General features: G+C 55.7%; 18 protein-coding genes. 12 read left to right on the forward strand and 6 right to left on the reverse strand.

Annotated elements, in window-relative coordinates; translation table 11 throughout:
• The 8 genes from hisH to trxB all read left to right on the forward strand — a co-directional run bounded on the left by hisH (position 1) and on the right by trxB (position 8181).
• A complete protein-coding gene (hisH, locus tag AC3ZPD_RS14010; protein ID WP_490984905.1) occupies positions 1-624 on the forward strand; it encodes an imidazole glycerol phosphate synthase subunit HisH in 624 nt (207 codons plus the stop codon).
• A 159-nt stretch (positions 625-783) separates the two neighbouring features.
• A complete protein-coding gene (gene hisA / locus AC3ZPD_RS14015) occupies positions 784-1524 on the forward strand; it encodes a 1-(5-phosphoribosyl)-5-[(5-phosphoribosylamino)methylideneamino]imidazole-4-carboxamide isomerase (protein WP_490984906.1) in 741 nt (246 codons plus the stop codon).
• 78 nt (positions 1525-1602) lie between these two features.
• Positions 1603-2361: an imidazole glycerol phosphate synthase subunit HisF gene (gene hisF / locus AC3ZPD_RS14020; protein ID WP_490984907.1), complete on the forward strand. Its 759-nt coding sequence runs from the start codon at positions 1603-1605 to the stop codon at positions 2359-2361.
• Positions 2358-3146, forward strand: a complete 789-nt coding sequence (gene hisI, locus AC3ZPD_RS14025) for a phosphoribosyl-AMP cyclohydrolase (protein ID WP_490984908.1) — start codon at positions 2358-2360, stop codon at positions 3144-3146. Before hisF ends, hisI begins: the two co-directional genes overlap by 4 nt.
• A 71-nt stretch (positions 3147-3217) precedes the next feature.
• Positions 3218-4048 carry a histidinol-phosphatase HisJ gene (gene hisJ, locus AC3ZPD_RS14030; RefSeq protein ID WP_490984909.1) on the forward strand — a complete coding sequence of 277 codons (831 nt, stop codon included), beginning with the start codon at positions 3218-3220 and terminating at the stop codon, positions 4046-4048.
• Between the two features lie 64 nt (positions 4049-4112).
• Complete coding sequence (locus AC3ZPD_RS14035) at positions 4113-5069, forward strand: ribose-phosphate diphosphokinase (RefSeq protein WP_490984910.1); 957 nt, start codon at positions 4113-4115, stop codon at positions 5067-5069.
• A 381-nt stretch (positions 5070-5450) separates the two neighbouring features.
• Positions 5451-7151, forward strand: coding sequence for a tetratricopeptide repeat protein (locus AC3ZPD_RS14040; protein ID WP_490985160.1), 1701 nt, complete (start codon positions 5451-5453; stop codon positions 7149-7151).
• 73 nt (positions 7152-7224) lie between these two features.
• On the forward strand, positions 7225-8181 hold the full coding sequence (gene trxB / locus AC3ZPD_RS14045; RefSeq protein ID WP_490984911.1) for a thioredoxin-disulfide reductase: 957 nt from the start codon (positions 7225-7227) through the stop codon (positions 8179-8181).
• Positions 8182-8295: 114 nt separating this feature from the next.
• Here the strand turns inward: trxB and AC3ZPD_RS14050 are convergent, their stop codons facing one another.
• From AC3ZPD_RS14050 to AC3ZPD_RS14075, 6 genes are all read right to left on the reverse strand, one after another.
• Complete coding sequence (locus tag AC3ZPD_RS14050) at positions 8296-9030, reverse strand: ABC transporter permease (protein ID WP_490984912.1); 735 nt, start codon at positions 9028-9030, stop codon at positions 8296-8298.
• 1 nt (position 9031) lies between these two features.
• Complete coding sequence (locus AC3ZPD_RS14055; RefSeq protein WP_490985161.1) at positions 9032-9748, reverse strand: ABC transporter permease; 717 nt, start codon at positions 9746-9748, stop codon at positions 9032-9034.
• Positions 9745-10659: an ABC transporter ATP-binding protein gene (locus AC3ZPD_RS14060; protein WP_490984913.1), complete on the reverse strand. Its 915-nt coding sequence runs from the start codon at positions 10657-10659 to the stop codon at positions 9745-9747. Before AC3ZPD_RS14060 ends, AC3ZPD_RS14055 begins: the two co-directional genes overlap by 4 nt.
• 91 nt (positions 10660-10750) lie before the next feature.
• A complete protein-coding gene (locus AC3ZPD_RS14065) occupies positions 10751-12184 on the reverse strand; it encodes a sensor histidine kinase (protein ID WP_490984914.1) in 1434 nt (477 codons plus the stop codon).
• Positions 12181-12849 (reverse strand): response regulator transcription factor, encoded by a 669-nt coding sequence (locus AC3ZPD_RS14070; protein ID WP_490985162.1) that lies wholly within the window; start codon positions 12847-12849, stop codon positions 12181-12183. The genes AC3ZPD_RS14065 and AC3ZPD_RS14070 overlap by 4 nt, the downstream gene beginning before the upstream one ends.
• A gap of 58 nt (positions 12850-12907) precedes the next feature.
• A complete protein-coding gene (locus tag AC3ZPD_RS14075) occupies positions 12908-13363 on the reverse strand; it encodes a DUF2500 domain-containing protein (RefSeq protein ID WP_490984915.1) in 456 nt (151 codons plus the stop codon).
• A 237-nt stretch (positions 13364-13600) separates the two neighbouring features.
• Here AC3ZPD_RS14075 and AC3ZPD_RS14080 point away from each other — a divergent pair, with 237 nt between their 5' ends.
• The 4 genes from AC3ZPD_RS14080 to whiA all read left to right on the forward strand — a co-directional run bounded on the left by AC3ZPD_RS14080 (position 13601) and on the right by whiA (position 17502).
• Positions 13601-14551 (forward strand): ROK family glucokinase, encoded by a 951-nt coding sequence (locus AC3ZPD_RS14080; RefSeq protein WP_490984916.1) that lies wholly within the window; start codon positions 13601-13603, stop codon positions 14549-14551.
• Between the two features lie 119 nt (positions 14552-14670).
• Positions 14671-15564: an RNase adapter RapZ gene (gene rapZ / locus AC3ZPD_RS14085; protein ID WP_490984917.1), complete on the forward strand. Its 894-nt coding sequence runs from the start codon at positions 14671-14673 to the stop codon at positions 15562-15564.
• A 58-nt stretch (positions 15565-15622) separates the two neighbouring features.
• Complete coding sequence (locus AC3ZPD_RS14090) at positions 15623-16567, forward strand: gluconeogenesis factor YvcK family protein (RefSeq protein ID WP_490985163.1); 945 nt, start codon at positions 15623-15625, stop codon at positions 16565-16567.
• A 5-nt stretch (positions 16568-16572) separates the two neighbouring features.
• Positions 16573-17502 carry a DNA-binding protein WhiA gene (whiA, locus tag AC3ZPD_RS14095; protein ID WP_490984918.1) on the forward strand — a complete coding sequence of 310 codons (930 nt, stop codon included), beginning with the start codon at positions 16573-16575 and terminating at the stop codon, positions 17500-17502.
• Positions 17503-17580 lie beyond the last annotated feature (78 nt).

Raw genomic sequence — 17580 nt, forward strand, 5'->3', positions numbered from 1 at the left:
ATGGCCATTGCAATCGTCGATTACGGCCTCGGCAACCTGCACAGCGTCAGCAAGGCGATCGAGCGCCTGGGCGGCGAAGGCGTGGTAACCGCCGACCCTGAGGTGATTTTGAGCGCCGACGGCGTGCTGCTGCCGGGCGTCGGCGCTTTCGGGGACGCGATGGAGCATTTGCGATCAAGCGGACTGGACGCTGTGACGAGGCGGGCTGCAGAGAGCGGGAAACCGCTGCTCGGCATTTGCCTCGGCATGCAGCTGCTCTTCGACGAAGGAGAAGAGCACGGCACGCACGCCGGCCTCGGGCTGCTGCCCGGCCGGGTGGTGCGGTTTGAAGGCGGCAAGCTAAAGGTGCCGCACATGGGCTGGAACCGGCTGGAGTTCCGGCAGCCGGACAGCCCGCTGCTCCGCGGCCTCGCGGAAGGGCACGTGTACTTCGTGCACTCCTACCACGCGCTGGCGGAGCGGCCCGGTGACCTGATTGCGGTCACCGATTACGGGCGGCCCGTGACCGCGATCGTGGGTCACGGCAATGTGTTCGGGATGCAGTTCCATCCCGAGAAAAGCGGGCAGCTGGGCATGCAGCTGCTGGACAATTTCCTGCGCCTGGCTACGGCAGGAAAAGCATAGACCGTTCAGCGGCGGCGGACGATTAAACGCGAATTAAATGTTAATTGAACGCTAATTGAAGGCTGATTGAATGCAGATTGAATGCAGATTGCAAAGTGGGCGCAGCGCCTTAATCAGGCTTTTATAGAATCAGGCTTTTTCATAGAAAGGACGAGGAAAATGTCTTCATTTACGATCTACCCGGCGATTGATATCCGGGGCGGAAAATGCGTCAGGCTGGTTCAGGGCGATTACGGCCAGGAGACGGTCTATCATGACAGCCCGGTGGAGGCGGCCCGCATGTGGGAGCAGCAGGGCGGCGCTTTTATTCACCTGGTCGATTTGGACGGCGCCAAAGCCGGTCATCCGGTGAATCATGAAATTATCGGCGAAATTGCCCGCGAGGTAAAGGTTCCTGTTCAGGTCGGCGGCGGCCTGCGGACGCTCGCGGACGTGGAACTGCTGTTCGGACTCGGCGTCAGCCGCGTGATTTTGGGAACGGCTGCGATTGAAGACCGGGTGTTCACGGAAGCAGTCTTGTCCAAATACGGCAGTAAGGTCGCTATCGGCCTGGATGCGCGTAACGGTTTGGTCGCCACCCGCGGCTGGCTGGAAACAACGGAAGTCAAGGCGGAGGAGCTGGCCAAGGAGCTGGCGGCCAAAGGCGCGGAGACGTTTATTTTCACCGATATCTCGCGGGATGGCATGATGCAGGGACCGAATACGGAAGCTATCGTGGCGCTGGCCCGAGCGACCGGCAAAACGGTGATCGCGTCCGGCGGCGTGACTTCGCAGCAGGATCTGGAGAGGCTGGCGGCTTACGCCGACCAGGGCGTCGGCGGCGCCATAGTGGGCAAGGCACTTTACACCGGCAGCATTGAGCTGGAGAAGGCGATTGAGGCGGTTAAGGCAGCCCGATAGTCCGGCGAAGGAAAAAGGGAAGTAGATGCGTACCGATATTTAAATGATGAGAAAGATAGATAGAAAGGGGAGAACGGCATGCTGGCAAAACGGATCGTACCTTGCCTGGACGTCAAAGACGGCCGTGTGGTCAAAGGCGTAAATTTCGTCAATCTGCGTGATGCCGGGGACCCGGTGGAGCTTGCGGCTTTGTATGACCGCGAGGGGGCGGATGAACTGGTTTTTCTGGATATCTCCGCGTCGGCGGAAGGCCGGGCCACCATGGTGGATGTAGTCAGACGGACCGCCGGAGAAATCTCCATCCCGTTTACGGTAGGCGGGGGCATTTCGCAGGTGGACGATATGAAGCGGATTTTGCGGGCGGGTGCCGATAAGATCGGCATCAACACGGCGGCGGTGCTGAATCCGCAGCTGATCTCGGACGGAGCCCAAAGGTTTGGTTCCCAGTGCATCGTGGTGGCGGTTGACGCCAAATACAACGAGGAATGGAGCACCTGGGAGGTGTACACGCACGGCGGCCGGAAAGCGGCCGGCATCAAGGCGCTGGACTGGCTGAAGGAAGCACAGGAGCGCGGGGCTGGCGAGATTCTGCTGACCAGTATGGACGCAGACGGCACAAAAGACGGCTTTGACCTGCCGCTGACCCGGGCGGCCTCCGATCTGCTCAGCATCCCGATCATTGCGTCTGGCGGCGCGGGCCGACAGGAGCATTTCTATGACGTGTTTGCCGAAGGGCGTGCGGATGCGGCTCTGGCGGCTACAATTTTCCACTATAAAGAGCTGGGCATCCCGGAATTGAAACTGGACTTGAAAAGCAAAGGGGTAGAAATACGATGAGTACGCTTGAGCAGCTTGAACAAAAGATAAAATGGGACGATCAAGGCCTGGTAGCGGCTATCGTGCAGGATGCTTCCACGCTTGAGGTGCTGACCCTGGCTTACATGAACCGCGAGTCATTGGGCAAAACGCTGGAAACCGGGGAAACCTGGTTCTGGAGCCGTTCCCGTCAGGAGCTTTGGCACAAAGGGGCTACGTCCGGCAACACCCAGCAGGTGGTGCAGCTGAAATACGACTGTGACGGGGATGCGATCCTCGTGCTGGTGAACCGGAAAGGGCCGGCCTGCCATACGGGGGCAGAAAGCTGCTTCTTCGAGGTAGCAGTAGACCGGACGGCTGAAGCTCAGGACGTAAGCAATGGAAGCAAAGGAAGCAAAGGAAGCATTGGCAGTGCCGAGAGCTTGAATTCGGCATCCACAGCGGCAGCGGCGCCATCGGGCGGCGAAAGTTCGGATTCTGCCGTACCGGCAGGTGATGGTGAGTTGGCCCGCTTTGCGGTGCTGAATGAGCTTGAGCGCGTGATCGCCCAGCGGGATATCGAACGTCCGGAAGGCACTTACACGACTTATTTGTTCGAGAAGGGCTTGGATAAAATTCTGAAAAAGGTCGGCGAGGAAACGGCCGAATCCATCATCGCCGCAAAGAACTGGGACAATGACGAGCTTCGCATGGAGGTCAGCGACCTGATCTATCACTTGCTGGTGCTGCTGAGAGAACGCCGGCTTCCGCTGGACGACGTGCTGGGCGAGCTGGCGCTGCGTCACGAAAGACCCCGCAGGGACTAATAGAATTGAAGTTAAACCGGAGGGCGTCTTCATGGACGCCCTTTAACATATTGGAGCAAGGAGAGAGAAGGATGCTGATCGATTACCATACGCACCATGAACGCTGCGGACATGCGGTAGGCCGTCTGGAGGATTACGTAAAAAGAGGCATAGAAATCGGCCTCTCCCATATCGGCCTGTCCGATCATATGCCGCTGCTTCATGTGAAGCCCGAGGAATATTATCCGGAAATGGCCATGGCGATGGCGGAGCTTCCGGCTTATGTCGAGGAGTGCTTCCGGCTGAAGGAGAAATATAAAGGGCAGATTGAGGTCCGGGTCGGGCTTGAAGCCGACTATATCGAAGGCTGGGAGCGGGAGATTCAGGAGATCCTGCAGGCCTATCCCTGGGATTACGTGATCGGTTCCGTGCATTTTCTCGGCACCTGGGACATTTCCGACTTCCGCCAGACTCATAACTGGGAGGGCAAAGATATTTTTGCCGTCTATGAGCAGTATTACGAGGCGGTTATAAAAGCGGCCGGGACCGGTTTCTATGATATTGCCGGACATCTGGATGTGATCAAGAGATTTGCCTATAAACCCGATCCTTCCCGCCAGCGGGAGGTCGAGGAGCTGGAAAACCGCGCGCTGCGTGCCGTCAAACAGGCGGGTATGGTCATGGAGCTTAATGCCTCCGGTTTGTCCAAAGCGTGCGAGGAAATGTTCCCGAGCCGCCGGATGCTGGAGGAGGCTTGCCGTCTGGGCATTCCGCTGACGCTCGGCTCCGATGCGCATGATCCAAAGAAGCTGTCCGAGCATTTGGATGAAGCTCGTATTTTGCTGCACGAGGTCGGTTTCCGGGAGCTGGCTGTTTTTGAGGAAAGAATTAGACGAATGATCCCTTTGGAAATAGAGAGATAACCTTATATAATGAAAATATAGAATGACGGTGTCGAATCTATGATAAAGGAGCTGGAAGGGCGCTATGCAGCAGTCGAAAATGCGCATTTTTTCAGGATCATCCAGTAAAGCGCTTACGGCAACGATAAGCAGACAGCTCGGCATTGAACCCGGAAATATCAAAATCTCCCGTTTCAAGAGCGGCGAAATATATGTCCATTACGAGGAAAGCATCCGGAACTGCGACGTGTTTCTCGTGCAGTCGCTTTCGCATCCGATCAACGAATTGTTTGTAGAGCTGCTGGTCATGATCGACGCGGCCAAACGGGCTTCCGCCCATACCATCACGATCGTGCTGCCTTATTACGGGTATGCCCGGCAGGAACGGAAATCCGCGCCCCGCGAGCCGATCTCTGCAAAAATGGTTGCCGATCTCCTGACAACGGCAGGCGCCAGCCGGATCGTAACGCTTGATCTGCATGCCCCCGCCATTCAGGGGTTCTTTAATATCCCCGTGGACCATTTGACGGCGCTGGATCTGATGACCGAATATCTGCTCTCTAAAAATATCCGGAACCCGGTCATCGTCTCCCCCGACGCGGGACGGGCGTCCATGGCCGAGAAGCTGGCCAGCGGCATGGATTCGCCTTTTGCGATCATGATCAAGAAACGCCCGGCTCATAATCAGTCCGTCATTACTCACGTCATTGGCGACGTGGAGGGCCGGACTCCGATCATTATCGAGGATTTGATCGATACGGGCTCCACGATCCTGCATGTGGTGGAGGGACTGAAGGAACGCGGGGCGGAAGACGCCTTTGTATGCGCCACGCACGGCCTGTTCTCCGACAGGGCGCTGCAGCGGCTGGATCATCCGAACATCCGGGAGGTCGTGATTACGGATTCGATCGAACTTCCGGAGGAGGAGCCTGTTTTACAGCGCCTGCACGTTTTGAGCGTAGCCCCGCTGTTCTCCCGGGCGATCCGCTACATCATGGAGGGCGGCTCCATCGCGACGATGTTCCGGAACCGCGGCATTTAGCGGGGATTCGGCTCTTTTGAACACCTGGTTCAAGGCGTCTTTTCATAATCTTTTAAAGGACAAGGCAGGAAGGGCACGGCTCTTCTTGCCTTTTTGGTTTTATATTTAGGACGGTTTTGAGATTAGGGACAGGTACGGATGGTTATTTTTATGAAAAAGACTCCCTTCTCCCGAACGTGCGCAGTCCCCGGTTTCTAAGGCGCCAAAGGGCTCAGGGCATAGTTCCCGGTAGGAGGTTGCAGGGGCCTTGTGGTATACTGGGAGGAAGAATGGAAGCATTCTGAACAGGCTGCATTTTTTAAGGAGGTGCCTTGATTGACGGAAGAAAGCAGGACCGACAGCACACAACCGAATAAATCCGGTAACATCGTGCCGGTCCGCATGGACGCCAACTTTTTCTTCGAGAGAGCCGTTTCAGCATTGGAACGCTTGCGGTACGACAAGGCATTGAAATATTTTCGCAAAGCTGTGGAATATGAACCGGATAACCCGGTGAATCATTGCAATATGGCAGGCATTTTATCCGAAACCGGAGACTATGAGGGCTCGAACGAGGTGCTCTCTCGAGTTTTAAGCGAAATAGATGAGACCATGACGGAATGCTACTTCTATATGGCGAATAACTATGCCAATATGGATAGGTTCGAAGAAGCGGAAGAAGCGCTTGTCACATACCTGGAGAAGGATCCCGACGGTCAATTTCTGCGGGAAGCGGAAGAAATGATGGAGCTGCTCAAATATGAGCTGAACCGTCCGACGAAGGTCGGGCCGATCCGGTCGCTTCAGGGCACGGCCGAACACGATCAGGCTCGCAGTATGCTGGAGCGGGGCGAGTTTAAGGCCGCCGTCAAGCTGCTGGAGAAGCTGCTGCAAGAGCAGCCTGATTTCCTGGCTGCCCGCAACAATCTGGCGCTGGGCTACTACTATATGGGCCTGTTCGAAGAGGCCATGGCTGCGATCGAAGACGTGCTCAGCCGGGATCCCGGCAACCTGCATGGTTTATGCAACCTGGCCGTGTTCATCCAGCATGACGGCGACCGGGAGACGCTGGAGCAATTGTCGGAGCAGCTTTCCCGTATTATTCCCTTTCATCAGGAGCATGTATTCAAGCTGGCGACAACGATGGGCATTCTGGGCCATCATGAAGCGGCTTACGGGCATTTCAAACGGCTGCTGAAGGATGAGGAGGTCAACTTTGATCCTTGCCTGTTCCATTATGCAGCGGTTGCCGCTTATAATATCGGGCGTTATAAAGAGGCCAAAGGGCTTTGGAAGCAAGCGGCCAAGCTGGACCCCGAGTCGGAGGTGCCCGGCTTTTATTTGGCGCGGCTGGAGGAATACGAGGGGATCGAAGGGAAGGGCGGGAGCGTCCTGTCCGCTGTAAGACCGGCCCTGATCAGCTATCAATACGGACTTCCGTTCGAGGAGCAGCTGCGGAAATGGGAGAAATGGGGCGGGGGAATCCCGGATCAGATGAAGCAGGATCCCCTGATCCGTTCTTCGTTTTTCTGGGGTCTGCGCCACGGCGACGCCCGGACCAAACTTCAGGTGATCGAAGCCTTCAGCCAGATCGCGGACAGTGAGGTTCAAGAGGCGCTTCGTGCGTTTCTGATGGAGCCGGGTGAAGATAAATATCTGAAGGATATGGCGTTGTTTGCTCTGCGGAGCCTTGGCGTCAATGAACCGCTTCCGATTGTGCTGGAAGGCAAAACCGAAACGGTAGACCCCGGCTTTGTGTCCTCCCGGCTTCCGGTATGGAAACCGGAATGGCAGGCGGTGCTGGATGAAGCCAAACGGCGTATGATGAAGCGCTACAGCTTGATGCAGCTTCACGACGTGGAGACGCTTTGGGTCGAGTTTATTACCCTGTCTTATCCGGAGGTGCCTTCCGTTTCCCATCTTGGCGGCTGGGCCGCCGCCTTGGAATACGTGACAGCCAAGCTGCACCGGCGCCATGTGACGTTCGAGGAGGTCGCCAAACGTTATGGCGTATCCGTATCGACGGCCAGCCGCTGCACCAAGCGGATCGATGAAGTGTGCGGAATCAAGGAAAAAATGAATGCAATGTTCCCTTCGGGTTAATAAATAGAAGGTACACGTTTTCTACAAGAAGAAAGCGGCAGCCTTTTAATTGAAATGCCGAGGAGGTAATAAGATGTATAAATCGATTATCATCGGAACAGGACCATCGGGGTTGACCGCGGCCATTTATTTGGCCCGTGCCAACATGAAACCGCTTGTCATTGAAGGCGTGCAGCCCGGCGGGCAGCTAACGACAACTACGGAGGTCGAGAACTTCCCCGGTTTTCCGGAAGGGATTCTCGGCCCCGATCTGATGGACAATATGCGCAAGCAGGCCGAACGTTTTGGAGCGGAATTCACCAGCGGCTGGGTGGAGGAGGTCGACTTCTCCAAACGCCCCTTCACGCTGAAGGTGGACGGCGGTAAAACGTATCAGGCCGAAACGGTTATCATTTCCACCGGCGCATCGGCCCGTTATTTGGGCATTCCAGGTGAGCAGGAGAATGTCGGACGCGGTGTGAGCACCTGCGCTACGTGCGACGGTTTCTTTTTCCGCGGGAAAAAGATTGCCGTGGTCGGCGGCGGCGACTCCGCCATGGAGGAAGCCGGCTTCCTGACCCGCTTTGCCTCCGACGTGACGCTGGTCCACCGCCGCGAAGAGCTGCGGGCGTCCAAAATCATGCAGGACCGCGTGCGGACCAACGAGAAGGTAAAATGGGCGCTGAACCGCCTCCCCCTCTCGGTGGCGACGGATGAAAGCGGTACGGTAAAAGGATTGATGGTCCGCAACAATGCGACCAACCAGGAAGAGCTGGTCGAAGCGGACGGCGTGTTTATTGCGATCGGCCATACGCCAAACACGGCCTTCCTGGGCGGCCAGGTGAAGACGGACGCTAACGGCTACATTGTGGTTAAGCCGGGTACCACACAGACTAACGTGCCGGGCGTTTTTGCCTGCGGCGACGTGCAGGACACTCGGTATCGCCAGGCGATTACCGCGGCAGGATCAGGCTGCATGGCCGCCATGGACTGCGAGAAATACCTCGAAGGCGAAATGATCCATGACTGGAGCGTTACGCTGGACAGCTGAGACGGATTTGAAATAAAAAAGCAATGCCATTAAGGCATTGCCGGGAAAGCGCCAACCTCTAAAGAGGGCGGCGCTTTTATATTTTGAGGGTATGAGCAGGCCCAAGAGCGAGGGTTAAATCTCTTTCCGGTTGAAATAAACCAGACCGCAGGCCAAAAAGACGATAAAGCTGCCGAGCACCGTAATCATCAGGTTTTCGAACGGCAGACCAAAGGCACCAAAGGAATAGCCCTGCATGCCTTTTGGAATCATGGCGAGGAAAGGTTGAGCCCAGGGATAATAAGGGCCATAAGTCGCCGAGTTCACGATCAGGAGGTTTGGCACCGTAAGAATGACGTTGATCACGAGCGGGGCTGCGAAGCTGGACCAGCGCAGGGAGAAAAACATCTGCAGCGCCGCCAGCGGGAAGCAGGCAATCCAGCCGCCCAGCATGCTCTGCAGCAGCATGTTCCAAGGAACGCCGCCGGAAAGGTGCCGGACCTTGCCGACGATCAGAATGCCGGCGAGCAGCAGAAGCTGCGAGATGGCCAGCAGCAGAACCACGATCAGGAATTTGGCCAGGTAAACCGCGCTGCGGGAGACAGGCAGGGCCAGCAGCGCTTTCCAGCCGCCCTGGGTATGCTCGTACCGGCAAATGAACGAAGAAAACAATCCGGTCAGCACGGGCAGGAACAGCATGGAATGGAACAGGGACATGCCGCCGAGCAGGATCGGCCAATCCCCGAACTCTTCGTTGATCAGCAGGCCAATGAGCACGGCCAGTACGGGGCTCGCCAGAACAAGCAGCCACAGCAGGGAACGGGACATTTTGAGCCTTTCGGAGGAAAGGATACTCAGAAACATTTTCATCTCAGTCCACATCCTTCCGCGTAAAGTGAAACAGCCCCACCAGCATGATCAGCAGGCCCAGCGCTATACCCAGGCCCAGAAATAAGGCGTGGTGTCCGCTTTGAAACGCAAGCGAAGGCCAGTTCAGCGGGAAATATTCGCCCAGATTGCCGGTGAATAAGGAGCCGAGCGCCATGGCGATGCCGAGAAAAACCGGGAGCGCTTGATTTTTTAGCGTCAGCGACAGCCACAGCTGGAAAGCCAGGAGGGGCAGCGACCCGATAAAAGGCCAGAAGCTGAGTCTCAGCAGATCTTCGTAAGGGAGATCATGCGGAAAGCCAAGCGTCAGCCCGAAAAGAGCCGCTCCCAGGGTCAGCAGCAGGCAGGACGCCCCCAGCAGCAGCATCGAAAGCGTATATTTGGCGCCGAAGACGGCCGTTCGCGAGATCGGCAGGGCCAGCAGCTGCTTCCAGGAGCTGAGCTGATGCTCAATGCCGGCCAGCAGTGAGCTGACCAGCGTGGCGCCGAGGAACAGGGCCAGAGGAACAAAAGGAAACAGGTTGTCCATAACGAGGCCGTCCCATAGACGTCCTTTATAGCTCTCCATCATGAAGTTGTAGCGGAGACCGTAATTCAGCGCCTGCATGGCAATCAGCCCGAGCGGAGCGATGACGATGAGCAGCCAGATGCCTTTGCCGCGGATTTTGAGGAAGTCGGCGGATAAAGCGCGCAGCATCAGAGCGATCCCCCCGTTCCGACAATCTGCATGAAGATGTCCTCCAGGGACTGCCTTTTCTCTTCCACCCGGTAAATTTCATGCCGGTTCTCGACCAGCCGCCGGATTAACCAGGCGACCTGGGGATCGGACAAGCCGGTGAATCGGACATTTCCGTCTTTAAGCTCCCCGATAAGGCCTTCATCGCGGGCCAGCCAAACGGCCGCTTCCGGCTCCGATACCCGGAGGGAGATCGATCCGGCCGATTGCTGCTGCAGATGGCCGATCGTATCCTGGAACACCATCCGGCCTTGGGCGATGATGCCGACCGAACCGGCCATCTGCTCCACTTCGCTGAGCAGGTGGCTGGAGACGAGCACGGTGATGCCGTGCTCCTGCGGCATCCGCTTGATCAGCTCGCGGATTTCCTGAATTCCCGACGGGTCCAGCCCGTTCGTCGGCTCATCCAGAATGAGCAGCTCGGGGGACCCGAGCAGGGCCGCGGCGATGCCAAGCCGCTGTTTCATCCCGAGCGAATACCCCTTAACGGCACGTTTCGCTTCTTTGGTCAGGGAAACGATATCGAGCACCTCGGCGATCCGGTTTTTAGGCATCTGCAAAATGCGGCGGATCGCCTCCAGATTTTCGGCCGCATTCAAATGGCCGTAATAGGAAGGATATTCGACCAGGGAGCCTACCTTTTTCAGAATGGACAGCCGCTCTTTGCGAAGATCCTTGCCGAAAATCTCGACGCTGCCTCCGGTCGGGCGGATCAGGCCCAGCAGCATACGGATGGTCGTGGTTTTGCCTGCGCCATTCGGGCCCAGAAAGCCGTAAATTTCCCCTTTAGGTATGCTTAAGTCCAGCGAATCAACCGCGGCTCTGCCTTTGTAGGTTTTGGTCAGTCCGCGTGTTCGGATCACAAATTCGTTCATGTTCTTCACCTCGTCTACCAGCTTACCTGCTCAAGGTTAAAGGGAGGGAACGGCCAAGTTTAAATTTTGTTTAAAAAAAAGACCCGCACAGCTACACTCGCTGTCCAGGCACAGGGTAAATCCAGATCGTCGTTCCATCCTTCCCGCTGCCCGTCTCCCGGCACAGGCCCATCTCCTTCAGCAGCAGGTCTACGATGGCCAACCCCAAACCGGCACCCTTATGGGCGGTTTCCGCGGCCATGCCGGGCCCGCGATCCCGGATCGTCAAGGCCGGCTGCCCGTGGCGTTCTCCGGCAAACAGGCCGATGTACCGGCCCGATGCCGCGTGGCGCAGGATGTTCTGGAACAGGTTATCCAGCACCCGCCGGAAGGCCTGGGCGTCAACCTGCCAGTTCAGCGGCTGCGCGCCCAGCTCGATTTCGGGCTCAATTTGCCGCTTCTCCCACAGCGGGTACCAGGCCGCCGCGCTTTCCCGGACGAGCCGCAGCACATCCTGGACCTGCGGCTCCAGCCTGTATTTGCCGCTGATCAGCAAATTATAGGACAAAAGATGGTCGATCAGGCCGCTCAGATCGTCCATTTTCGTTTCCATCAGGGAAACGGAGCGACGGCCTTTTTCCGTAAGCGGTTCGTCCTTTAGCGAATAAAGGTGGCTGCTCATGACGGTCAGAGGCGTCCGCAGGTCATGGGAAAGGTTGCTGATCAGCGATTTGCGGAGTGTCTCCTCCTCCTGCTCCCTGCGGCGGCTTAGCCGAAGCTGGGCGACCATGCCGTTAAACGCCTGTTCCAGCATACCGATTTCATCAGGTCTGCCGATCTCGATCGGCTGCGGAATGCCGCCCGCCGGCGGGTTATCCATCACGGCGGACAGCCGCAAAAGCCGGCGTTTGATGTTGCGGATAAACCAATAGGACATCCCGACAAACAGAAGGATGAGCATCGCCAGCAGAAGGCCATAGAAACGCCAGTCCGCGCCGCGGTCCGGGGAGGAATTCAGCAGCGACCTTGGCAGCTCAAAGGAGATAAAACCTTTCCCCGTGTCTGCGTTATCTCCGATAAACGCAACAATTGTAAACGGCCCGCCGCTCTGCCTTTCCTTCATATAATCGACAAGCTGCTCCATGGACCAGATCTCCGGAAGGCCGCTTTGCTTCGGCAGTTCGAGGGTTGTCCTTCCTTCGTGATCCACCCGGAACATCGAGGCCGCCGGGTATTTCTGCTTCAAAACCTGCAGCCTCTGGTTAATCTGTTCCTCCGTTGCCGACTTCAGCTGCAGCGCCTCTTTATGCCACATTTCGGTTAAGGTTTGGCTGCTGCGGTACAGCTTGGCTTCCCGGCTAATCTCCGGCTCCGGCAAAATCATCCGGCTTACGAACCAGGAGCCCAGGAAGCTGGCGGGCAGAAAGATGGGAACAAACGCCACGGCCACGAGCAGGATCAGCACGTACCGAGACAGCAGCGACTGCCTGAACCGGATGACCCGGGTCTTCTTCAGATGGGTGAGCGTTATGTTTTTGCGCTTCATGCTTTAATCCTGTATCCGACGCCGCGGATCGTTTCGATAACCTCGGGGGCGGCGGGGTCTTTTTCGATTTTTTCACGCAGGTAACGGATATGCACCATCAGCGTTTTGTCGCCTTCTAGATAAGGCTCGTCCCAAACCGCCTCATAAATCTGCTCTTTCGTCATGATCTGTCCCAGATGCCGGATCAGGTAATGGAAGATTTGAAACTGCTTGCCGGTCAGCAAAATCTCTTCCCCGCCGTCTTTGAGAACGACCCGGTTCTCCTGCGGATAAACGAGCAGGTGTTTAACGCTGAGCGGCCGGCTGTCATGCGCGCCGGAGCGGCGCAGCAGCACGTCCACCCGGGCGGCCAGCTCCTCGGGATGAAAGGGTTTGGTCAAATAGTCATCCGCAAACTGCAGCCCCTGGAGCTTGTCGTCAATCGACGAACGGGCGGACAGCATCAGAATCGGGATGCCGGGGTAGTCCCTTTTCAGGCGTTGGCCAATCGTAAAGCCGTCTAAACCCGGGAGCATCACGTCCAAAATGACCAGTTGGCAGGCTTTGGCTTCCTCCAGCGCCCGTTCTCCATTTTTCAGCCAAACGATTTCGTATCCCCGGCCCTCCAGATCCGCGCTGACCCAGCTGCCGATTTCCGGATCGTCTTCGATATAAAGCAGCTTCATTGCCGTATTCAATCTCGGGACCATCCTTTCCGCGTGTATAACTTCTCAGGCCATTATATCACGAGTAAAAGGAAGGAGCGGTCCGCTCAAACGCGACGATCCAGTCGCCCTGGACGGCTGCATAGCCAACATCGCCTTCGGCCACCAGGCCGTAAAGGCCCTTGACGTCGAGGTACTCCACCCGTTCTCCATTTTCATATTCCAGCGTAATATAGTAGTAGGTATGAGAGTCCGTGGAAACATTCGCAAGGTGATCATCCGTGAAAGAAGAAGAATGGTGATGATCGACCTGCAACCGTTTGGCAACCACCTTGACGAAGGAGGACTGCCTCGGGGAGGAGGCGTTTTTGACGTAGCGTGCCCCCCTGAACAGCAGACTGCCGATGATCAGCAGGAACACAATCACGAACAAATAAGGAAACACGGAGAAGATAAAGTTAAAGCCCGAAACGCCGGAATCAAAGTCCGGGCCGCCAACCCCGAGGTCCAAGCCCCAAAATGAATGAATAAACATGGATGGAAATTCCCCCAAATTATGTATTTTACTTAATATACGTTCCGCTTCCGGGAATGTTACGAAAAAATGAAATTTGCCCCTTTCGCAGCCGGCTGCCCTCAGGTCCATGGAACTGGGGAAAGCCTTATTCTTCAAGGTTTCTACCATTTTGAGTCTCTTGACCACAGGGGGAGGTTCGCTTATAGTGGGTAGTTAGGAGCAACTATTTTATTATAGAAAAAAGGTGGCTTAAACATGTCTGAACAAATCTACATTGGTGTCGATCTGGGCGGTACGGCTATTAAGGTCGGAATTTGTAATACGGAAGGCAAACTTCTTCAAACCTATGAAGGACCCACTGAAGTTGCCAAAGGAACCGATACTGTGCTTGCCAATATCGAGAAGTACGTCCGCCAGATTGTAGAGGACTCGCCATACAGCTGGGATCAGCTTGCAGGCGTGGGCGCCGGCGTCGCGGGATTTACGGATCTGAAGGAAGGCGTTGTGATCCTGGCTCCCAATGTAGGTTTTCGGGACGTTCCGGTCCGCGCGATTCTTGAAGAGCGGATCGGCAAGCCTATCAAAATAGATAACGATGCCAACGTGGCGGCTCTCGGCGAAGCCTGGGGCGGCGCGGGCAAAGGCGTAGATGATTGCGTGTGCTACACTCTGGGAACAGGCGTAGGCGGCGGCATTATTATCCGTGGAAAAATTTATCAAGGTTTCTCCGGTCTGGCTGGAGAGCTTGGCCATATGTCCGTAGTGCCTGATCTGGAAGCGATTCAATGCGGCTGCGGCAAAATGGGCTGCCTGGAGACCGTATCCTCCGCTACGGGCATCATCCGGATGGCGAAAGACGCCGTAGAACGCGGCGACCGTACTTCTCTGGCCCAGGTGGAGAACATTATGGCCAAAGACGTGTTTGATGCCGCGAAAAACGGCGACGAAGTGGCAGAGCGGATCGTAAACCGCGCCGCTTTCTACCTCGGCAAATCGATGGCGGCCGTTGCCGCCGTACTGAACCCTCAGCGTTTTATCATCGGGGGCGGCGTTTCCAAAGCCGGCGACTTCCTGTTTGATGAAATCCGCAGCGTGTTTGCCAAGTTTGCGCCGGAACCGCTGCAGCGCGGCGTGGAGATCGTGCCGGCGACGCTCGGCAATGATGCGGGTATTGTGGGGGCGGCAGGATTGTTCCTGCGTTCCTAAGATTTTTTTAAAAGACCTGTTCAGCTTAGCGAAAGTTTTTATGTCGGAGTCCTTTATTATTTATTTCGTATCGAAGCTGCCGTTTAGAGAGAGTCAGACTATAGAGGGAGGGAATTCTGATGCCGGATCAGGAACATACTTCTTTAGCCAATTTGATTATTATTACCGGAATGTCGGGAGCGGGGAAATCGGTTGCCGTCAAAAGCCTGGAGGATCTGGGTTTCTTCTGTGTAGACAATCTGCCGCCCGTGCTGATTCCGAAGTTCGCGGAGCTGATTGAACAGTCCAACGGTAAAATAGCCAAAGTGGCTCTCGTCATTGACCTGCGGGGCCGTGAATTTTTTACGGCGCTTTCGGAGTCGCTTAATTTTATTAAGGATCATTTTACGATTCATTCGGAGATTTTATTCCTGGACGCGACCGATTCGGTGCTCGTTCAGCGTTATAAAGAAAGCCGGCGGCGGCACCCGCTTGCCCCGCAGGGCATGCCGCTCGACGGCATCCGGCTGGAGCGCAAGATGCTGGAGGAGCTGAAGCATTCCGCCACTCAGGTGGTGGATACTTCCAACATGAAGCCGGCACAGCTGCGGGAGAAGATCATCTCCCGGTTCTCCCACATGGAGAGCAGCAACCTGTCGGTGAACGTGACTTCCTTCGGTTTTAAATATGGCATACCGATCGACGCCGATCTGGTGTTCGATGTCCGGTTTTTGCCCAACCCTCATTATATTGAACAGCTGCGTCCACACACGGGACAAGACAGCGATGTATATGAATATGTTATGAAGTGGCCGGAAACGCAGACGTTTCTGACCAAGCTCATGGATATGCTGCATTTTTTGATCCCTCAGTACCACAAAGAGGGAAAAAGCCAGGTCATTATCGGCATCGGCTGTACGGGCGGCAAACACCGCTCGGTGGCCATTGCCGAATATCTGGGACGGATGCTGGGTACAAGTGAAACAGAGACGGTGAGAGTCAGTCACCGTGATTCGGACCGCGACCGTCCCTAAGAGGTGAACAACATTGAGTAAACAGCCTTCCGAGGAAAGAAAGCCACGCATCGTTGTGATGGGCGGCGGAACAGGATTGTCCGTAATGCTGCGGGGGCTGAAGCAGAAGCCGCTGGATATCACGGCCATCGTGACCGTAGCCGATGACGGCGGCAGCTCGGGCATTTTGAGAAATGAACTGCAGATGCCGCCGCCCGGCGACATCCGCAACGTACTGACGGCGCTCGCCGACGTCGAACCGCTGATGTCGGATATGCTCAGCTACCGGTTTTCGGCGGGCTCAGGACTTGCCGGACACAGTCTCGGCAATTTGATCCTGGCGGCAATCACCGATATTTCCGGTGATTTCGTGACGGCCGTGCGCGAGCTGAGCCGTGTCTTTGCCGTTCGCGGGCGCGTGCTGCCCGCCGCGGATCAGGCTGTCGTCCTGCATGCCGAAATGGAGGACGGAAGCATCGTGACCGGCGAGTCCAAGATTCCGGAGGCGCCGGGAAGGATCAAACGTATTTTTCTAGAACCGGAACATGTGGAGCCGTTGCCTGAGGCTGTCCAGGCGATTATCGAAGCGGATGCGATCTTGATCGGTCCGGGAAGCTTATATACGAGCATTTTGCCGAACCTGCTTGTGCCCAAGCTGGCTGAGGCGGTGCTCAACAATAACGAAGCCATCAAAATTTTCGTCTGCAACGTGATGACCCAGCCGGGCGAAACCGACGGCTATACGGTAAGCGACCATTTGCAGGCGGTTTATGATCACGTAGGCCATCATTTAATTGATTATGTCATTGTGAACGACGGCGAAATTCCGCTGCATGTTCAGGATTTTTATGCCGAGAAAGGCGCGAAACCTGTGCAGCTGGACTACGATGTGCTGACCAGCAGAGGTTATAAGGTAATCGCCGACAAGCTGGTGCTTTTCCGGCGTTATTTACGCCATGATGCGGATAAACTAAGTGAGCATATCTGCTCGCTGGTGCAAAACTGGATGTTAAGAAAGAGGTGAGTCCCTTGTCCTTTGCGGCACAAACCAAAAAAGAACTGACTATGATCGAGGCGGATTCCTGCTGCGAGCGGGCTGAGCTTTCGGCACTGATCCGGATGAACGGCGCGGTTTCGGTTTCGAGCAAAAAGGTCATTTTGGATATTTCAACGGAAAATGCCGCGATCGCGAGACGGATTTACTCATTGATCAAAAAGCATTTTGATGTTCATACGGAGCTGCTGGTGCGCAAGAAAATGCGGCTGAAGAAAAATAATGTGTATATCGTCCGTATTCCGGCCCGCGTTCAGGAAATACTTAAAGAGCTAAGGATTGTTTCGGAAGGATTTATGTTCATGGACGAAATTCATCCGGAGCTGATTCAGAACGATTGCTGCAAGGGAGCTTACCTGCGGGGAGCCTTCCTGGCAGGGGGGTCGGTCAACAATCCGGAAGGCTCCTCTTATCATCTGGAGATTGCCTCCATGTATGAGGAGCATTGTCAGGCGCTGGTGAACCTTGCGGCGGATTTCCATCTGAACGCCCGCTGCATCGAGCGGAAGAAAGGCTTTATTTTCTATATTAAGGAAGGCGAAAGGATCATCGAGTTTCTGAGCCTGATCGGGGCGCATCAGGCCCTGTTCAAGTTCGAGGACGTCCGGATCATGAGGGACATGCGGAATTCCGTCAACCGGATCGTAAACTGCGAAACCGCCAACCTGAACAAAACGATTGGAGCGGCCGTGCGCCAGATCGAAAATATCAAGCTGCTGCAGCGGGAAATCGGGCTGGACAATCTGCCCGACAAGCTTCGTGAAGTGGCCGAGGTCCGGCTGGCTTATCCGGATATCAACCTCAAAGAGGTGGGCGAACTTCTGAAGGGCGGAGTCAGCAAGTCCGGCGTAAATCACCGCCTGCGGAAGATCGATGAAATGGCCGATAAAATTCGGCAGGGATAAAGGCTAGTTTGCAGCAAGTTTTGTATGGTATACTATTTTTATTAAAATGTCCATACTATGCGGAATGATTTGAAGAGG

This window comes from Paenibacillus mobilis (genome assembly GCF_058267595.1).

What these genes read in the sequence shown, in the direction of transcription:
- hisH (WP_490984905.1), top strand. Translation starts at nt 1, where the DNA reads ATGGCCATTGCAATCGTCGATTACGGCCTCGGCAACCTGCACAGCGTC.
- hisA (WP_490984906.1), top strand. Translation starts at nt 784, where the DNA reads ATGTCTTCATTTACGATCTACCCGGCGATTGATATCCGGGGCGGAAAA.
- hisF (WP_490984907.1), top strand. Translation starts at nt 1,603, where the DNA reads ATGCTGGCAAAACGGATCGTACCTTGCCTGGACGTCAAAGACGGCCGT.
- hisI (WP_490984908.1), top strand. Translation starts at nt 2,358, where the DNA reads ATGAGTACGCTTGAGCAGCTTGAACAAAAGATAAAATGGGACGATCAA.
- hisJ (WP_490984909.1), top strand. Translation starts at nt 3,218, where the DNA reads ATGCTGATCGATTACCATACGCACCATGAACGCTGCGGACATGCGGTA.
- AC3ZPD_RS14035 (WP_490984910.1), top strand. Translation starts at nt 4,113, where the DNA reads ATGCAGCAGTCGAAAATGCGCATTTTTTCAGGATCATCCAGTAAAGCG.
- AC3ZPD_RS14040 (WP_490985160.1), top strand. Translation starts at nt 5,451, where the DNA reads ATGGACGCCAACTTTTTCTTCGAGAGAGCCGTTTCAGCATTGGAACGC.
- trxB (WP_490984911.1), top strand. Translation starts at nt 7,225, where the DNA reads ATGTATAAATCGATTATCATCGGAACAGGACCATCGGGGTTGACCGCG.
- AC3ZPD_RS14050 (WP_490984912.1), bottom strand. Translation starts at nt 9,030, where the DNA reads ATGAAAATGTTTCTGAGTATCCTTTCCTCCGAAAGGCTCAAAATGTCC.
- AC3ZPD_RS14060 (WP_490984913.1), bottom strand. Translation starts at nt 10,659, where the DNA reads ATGAACGAATTTGTGATCCGAACACGCGGACTGACCAAAACCTACAAA.
- AC3ZPD_RS14065 (WP_490984914.1), bottom strand. Translation starts at nt 12,184, where the DNA reads ATGAAGCGCAAAAACATAACGCTCACCCATCTGAAGAAGACCCGGGTC.
- AC3ZPD_RS14070 (WP_490985162.1), bottom strand. Translation starts at nt 12,849, where the DNA reads ATGAAGCTGCTTTATATCGAAGACGATCCGGAAATCGGCAGCTGGGTC.
- AC3ZPD_RS14075 (WP_490984915.1), bottom strand. Translation starts at nt 13,363, where the DNA reads ATGTTTATTCATTCATTTTGGGGCTTGGACCTCGGGGTTGGCGGCCCG.
- AC3ZPD_RS14080 (WP_490984916.1), top strand. Translation starts at nt 13,601, where the DNA reads ATGTCTGAACAAATCTACATTGGTGTCGATCTGGGCGGTACGGCTATT.
- rapZ (WP_490984917.1), top strand. Translation starts at nt 14,671, where the DNA reads ATGCCGGATCAGGAACATACTTCTTTAGCCAATTTGATTATTATTACC.
- AC3ZPD_RS14090 (WP_490985163.1), top strand. Translation starts at nt 15,623, where the DNA reads ATGGGCGGCGGAACAGGATTGTCCGTAATGCTGCGGGGGCTGAAGCAG.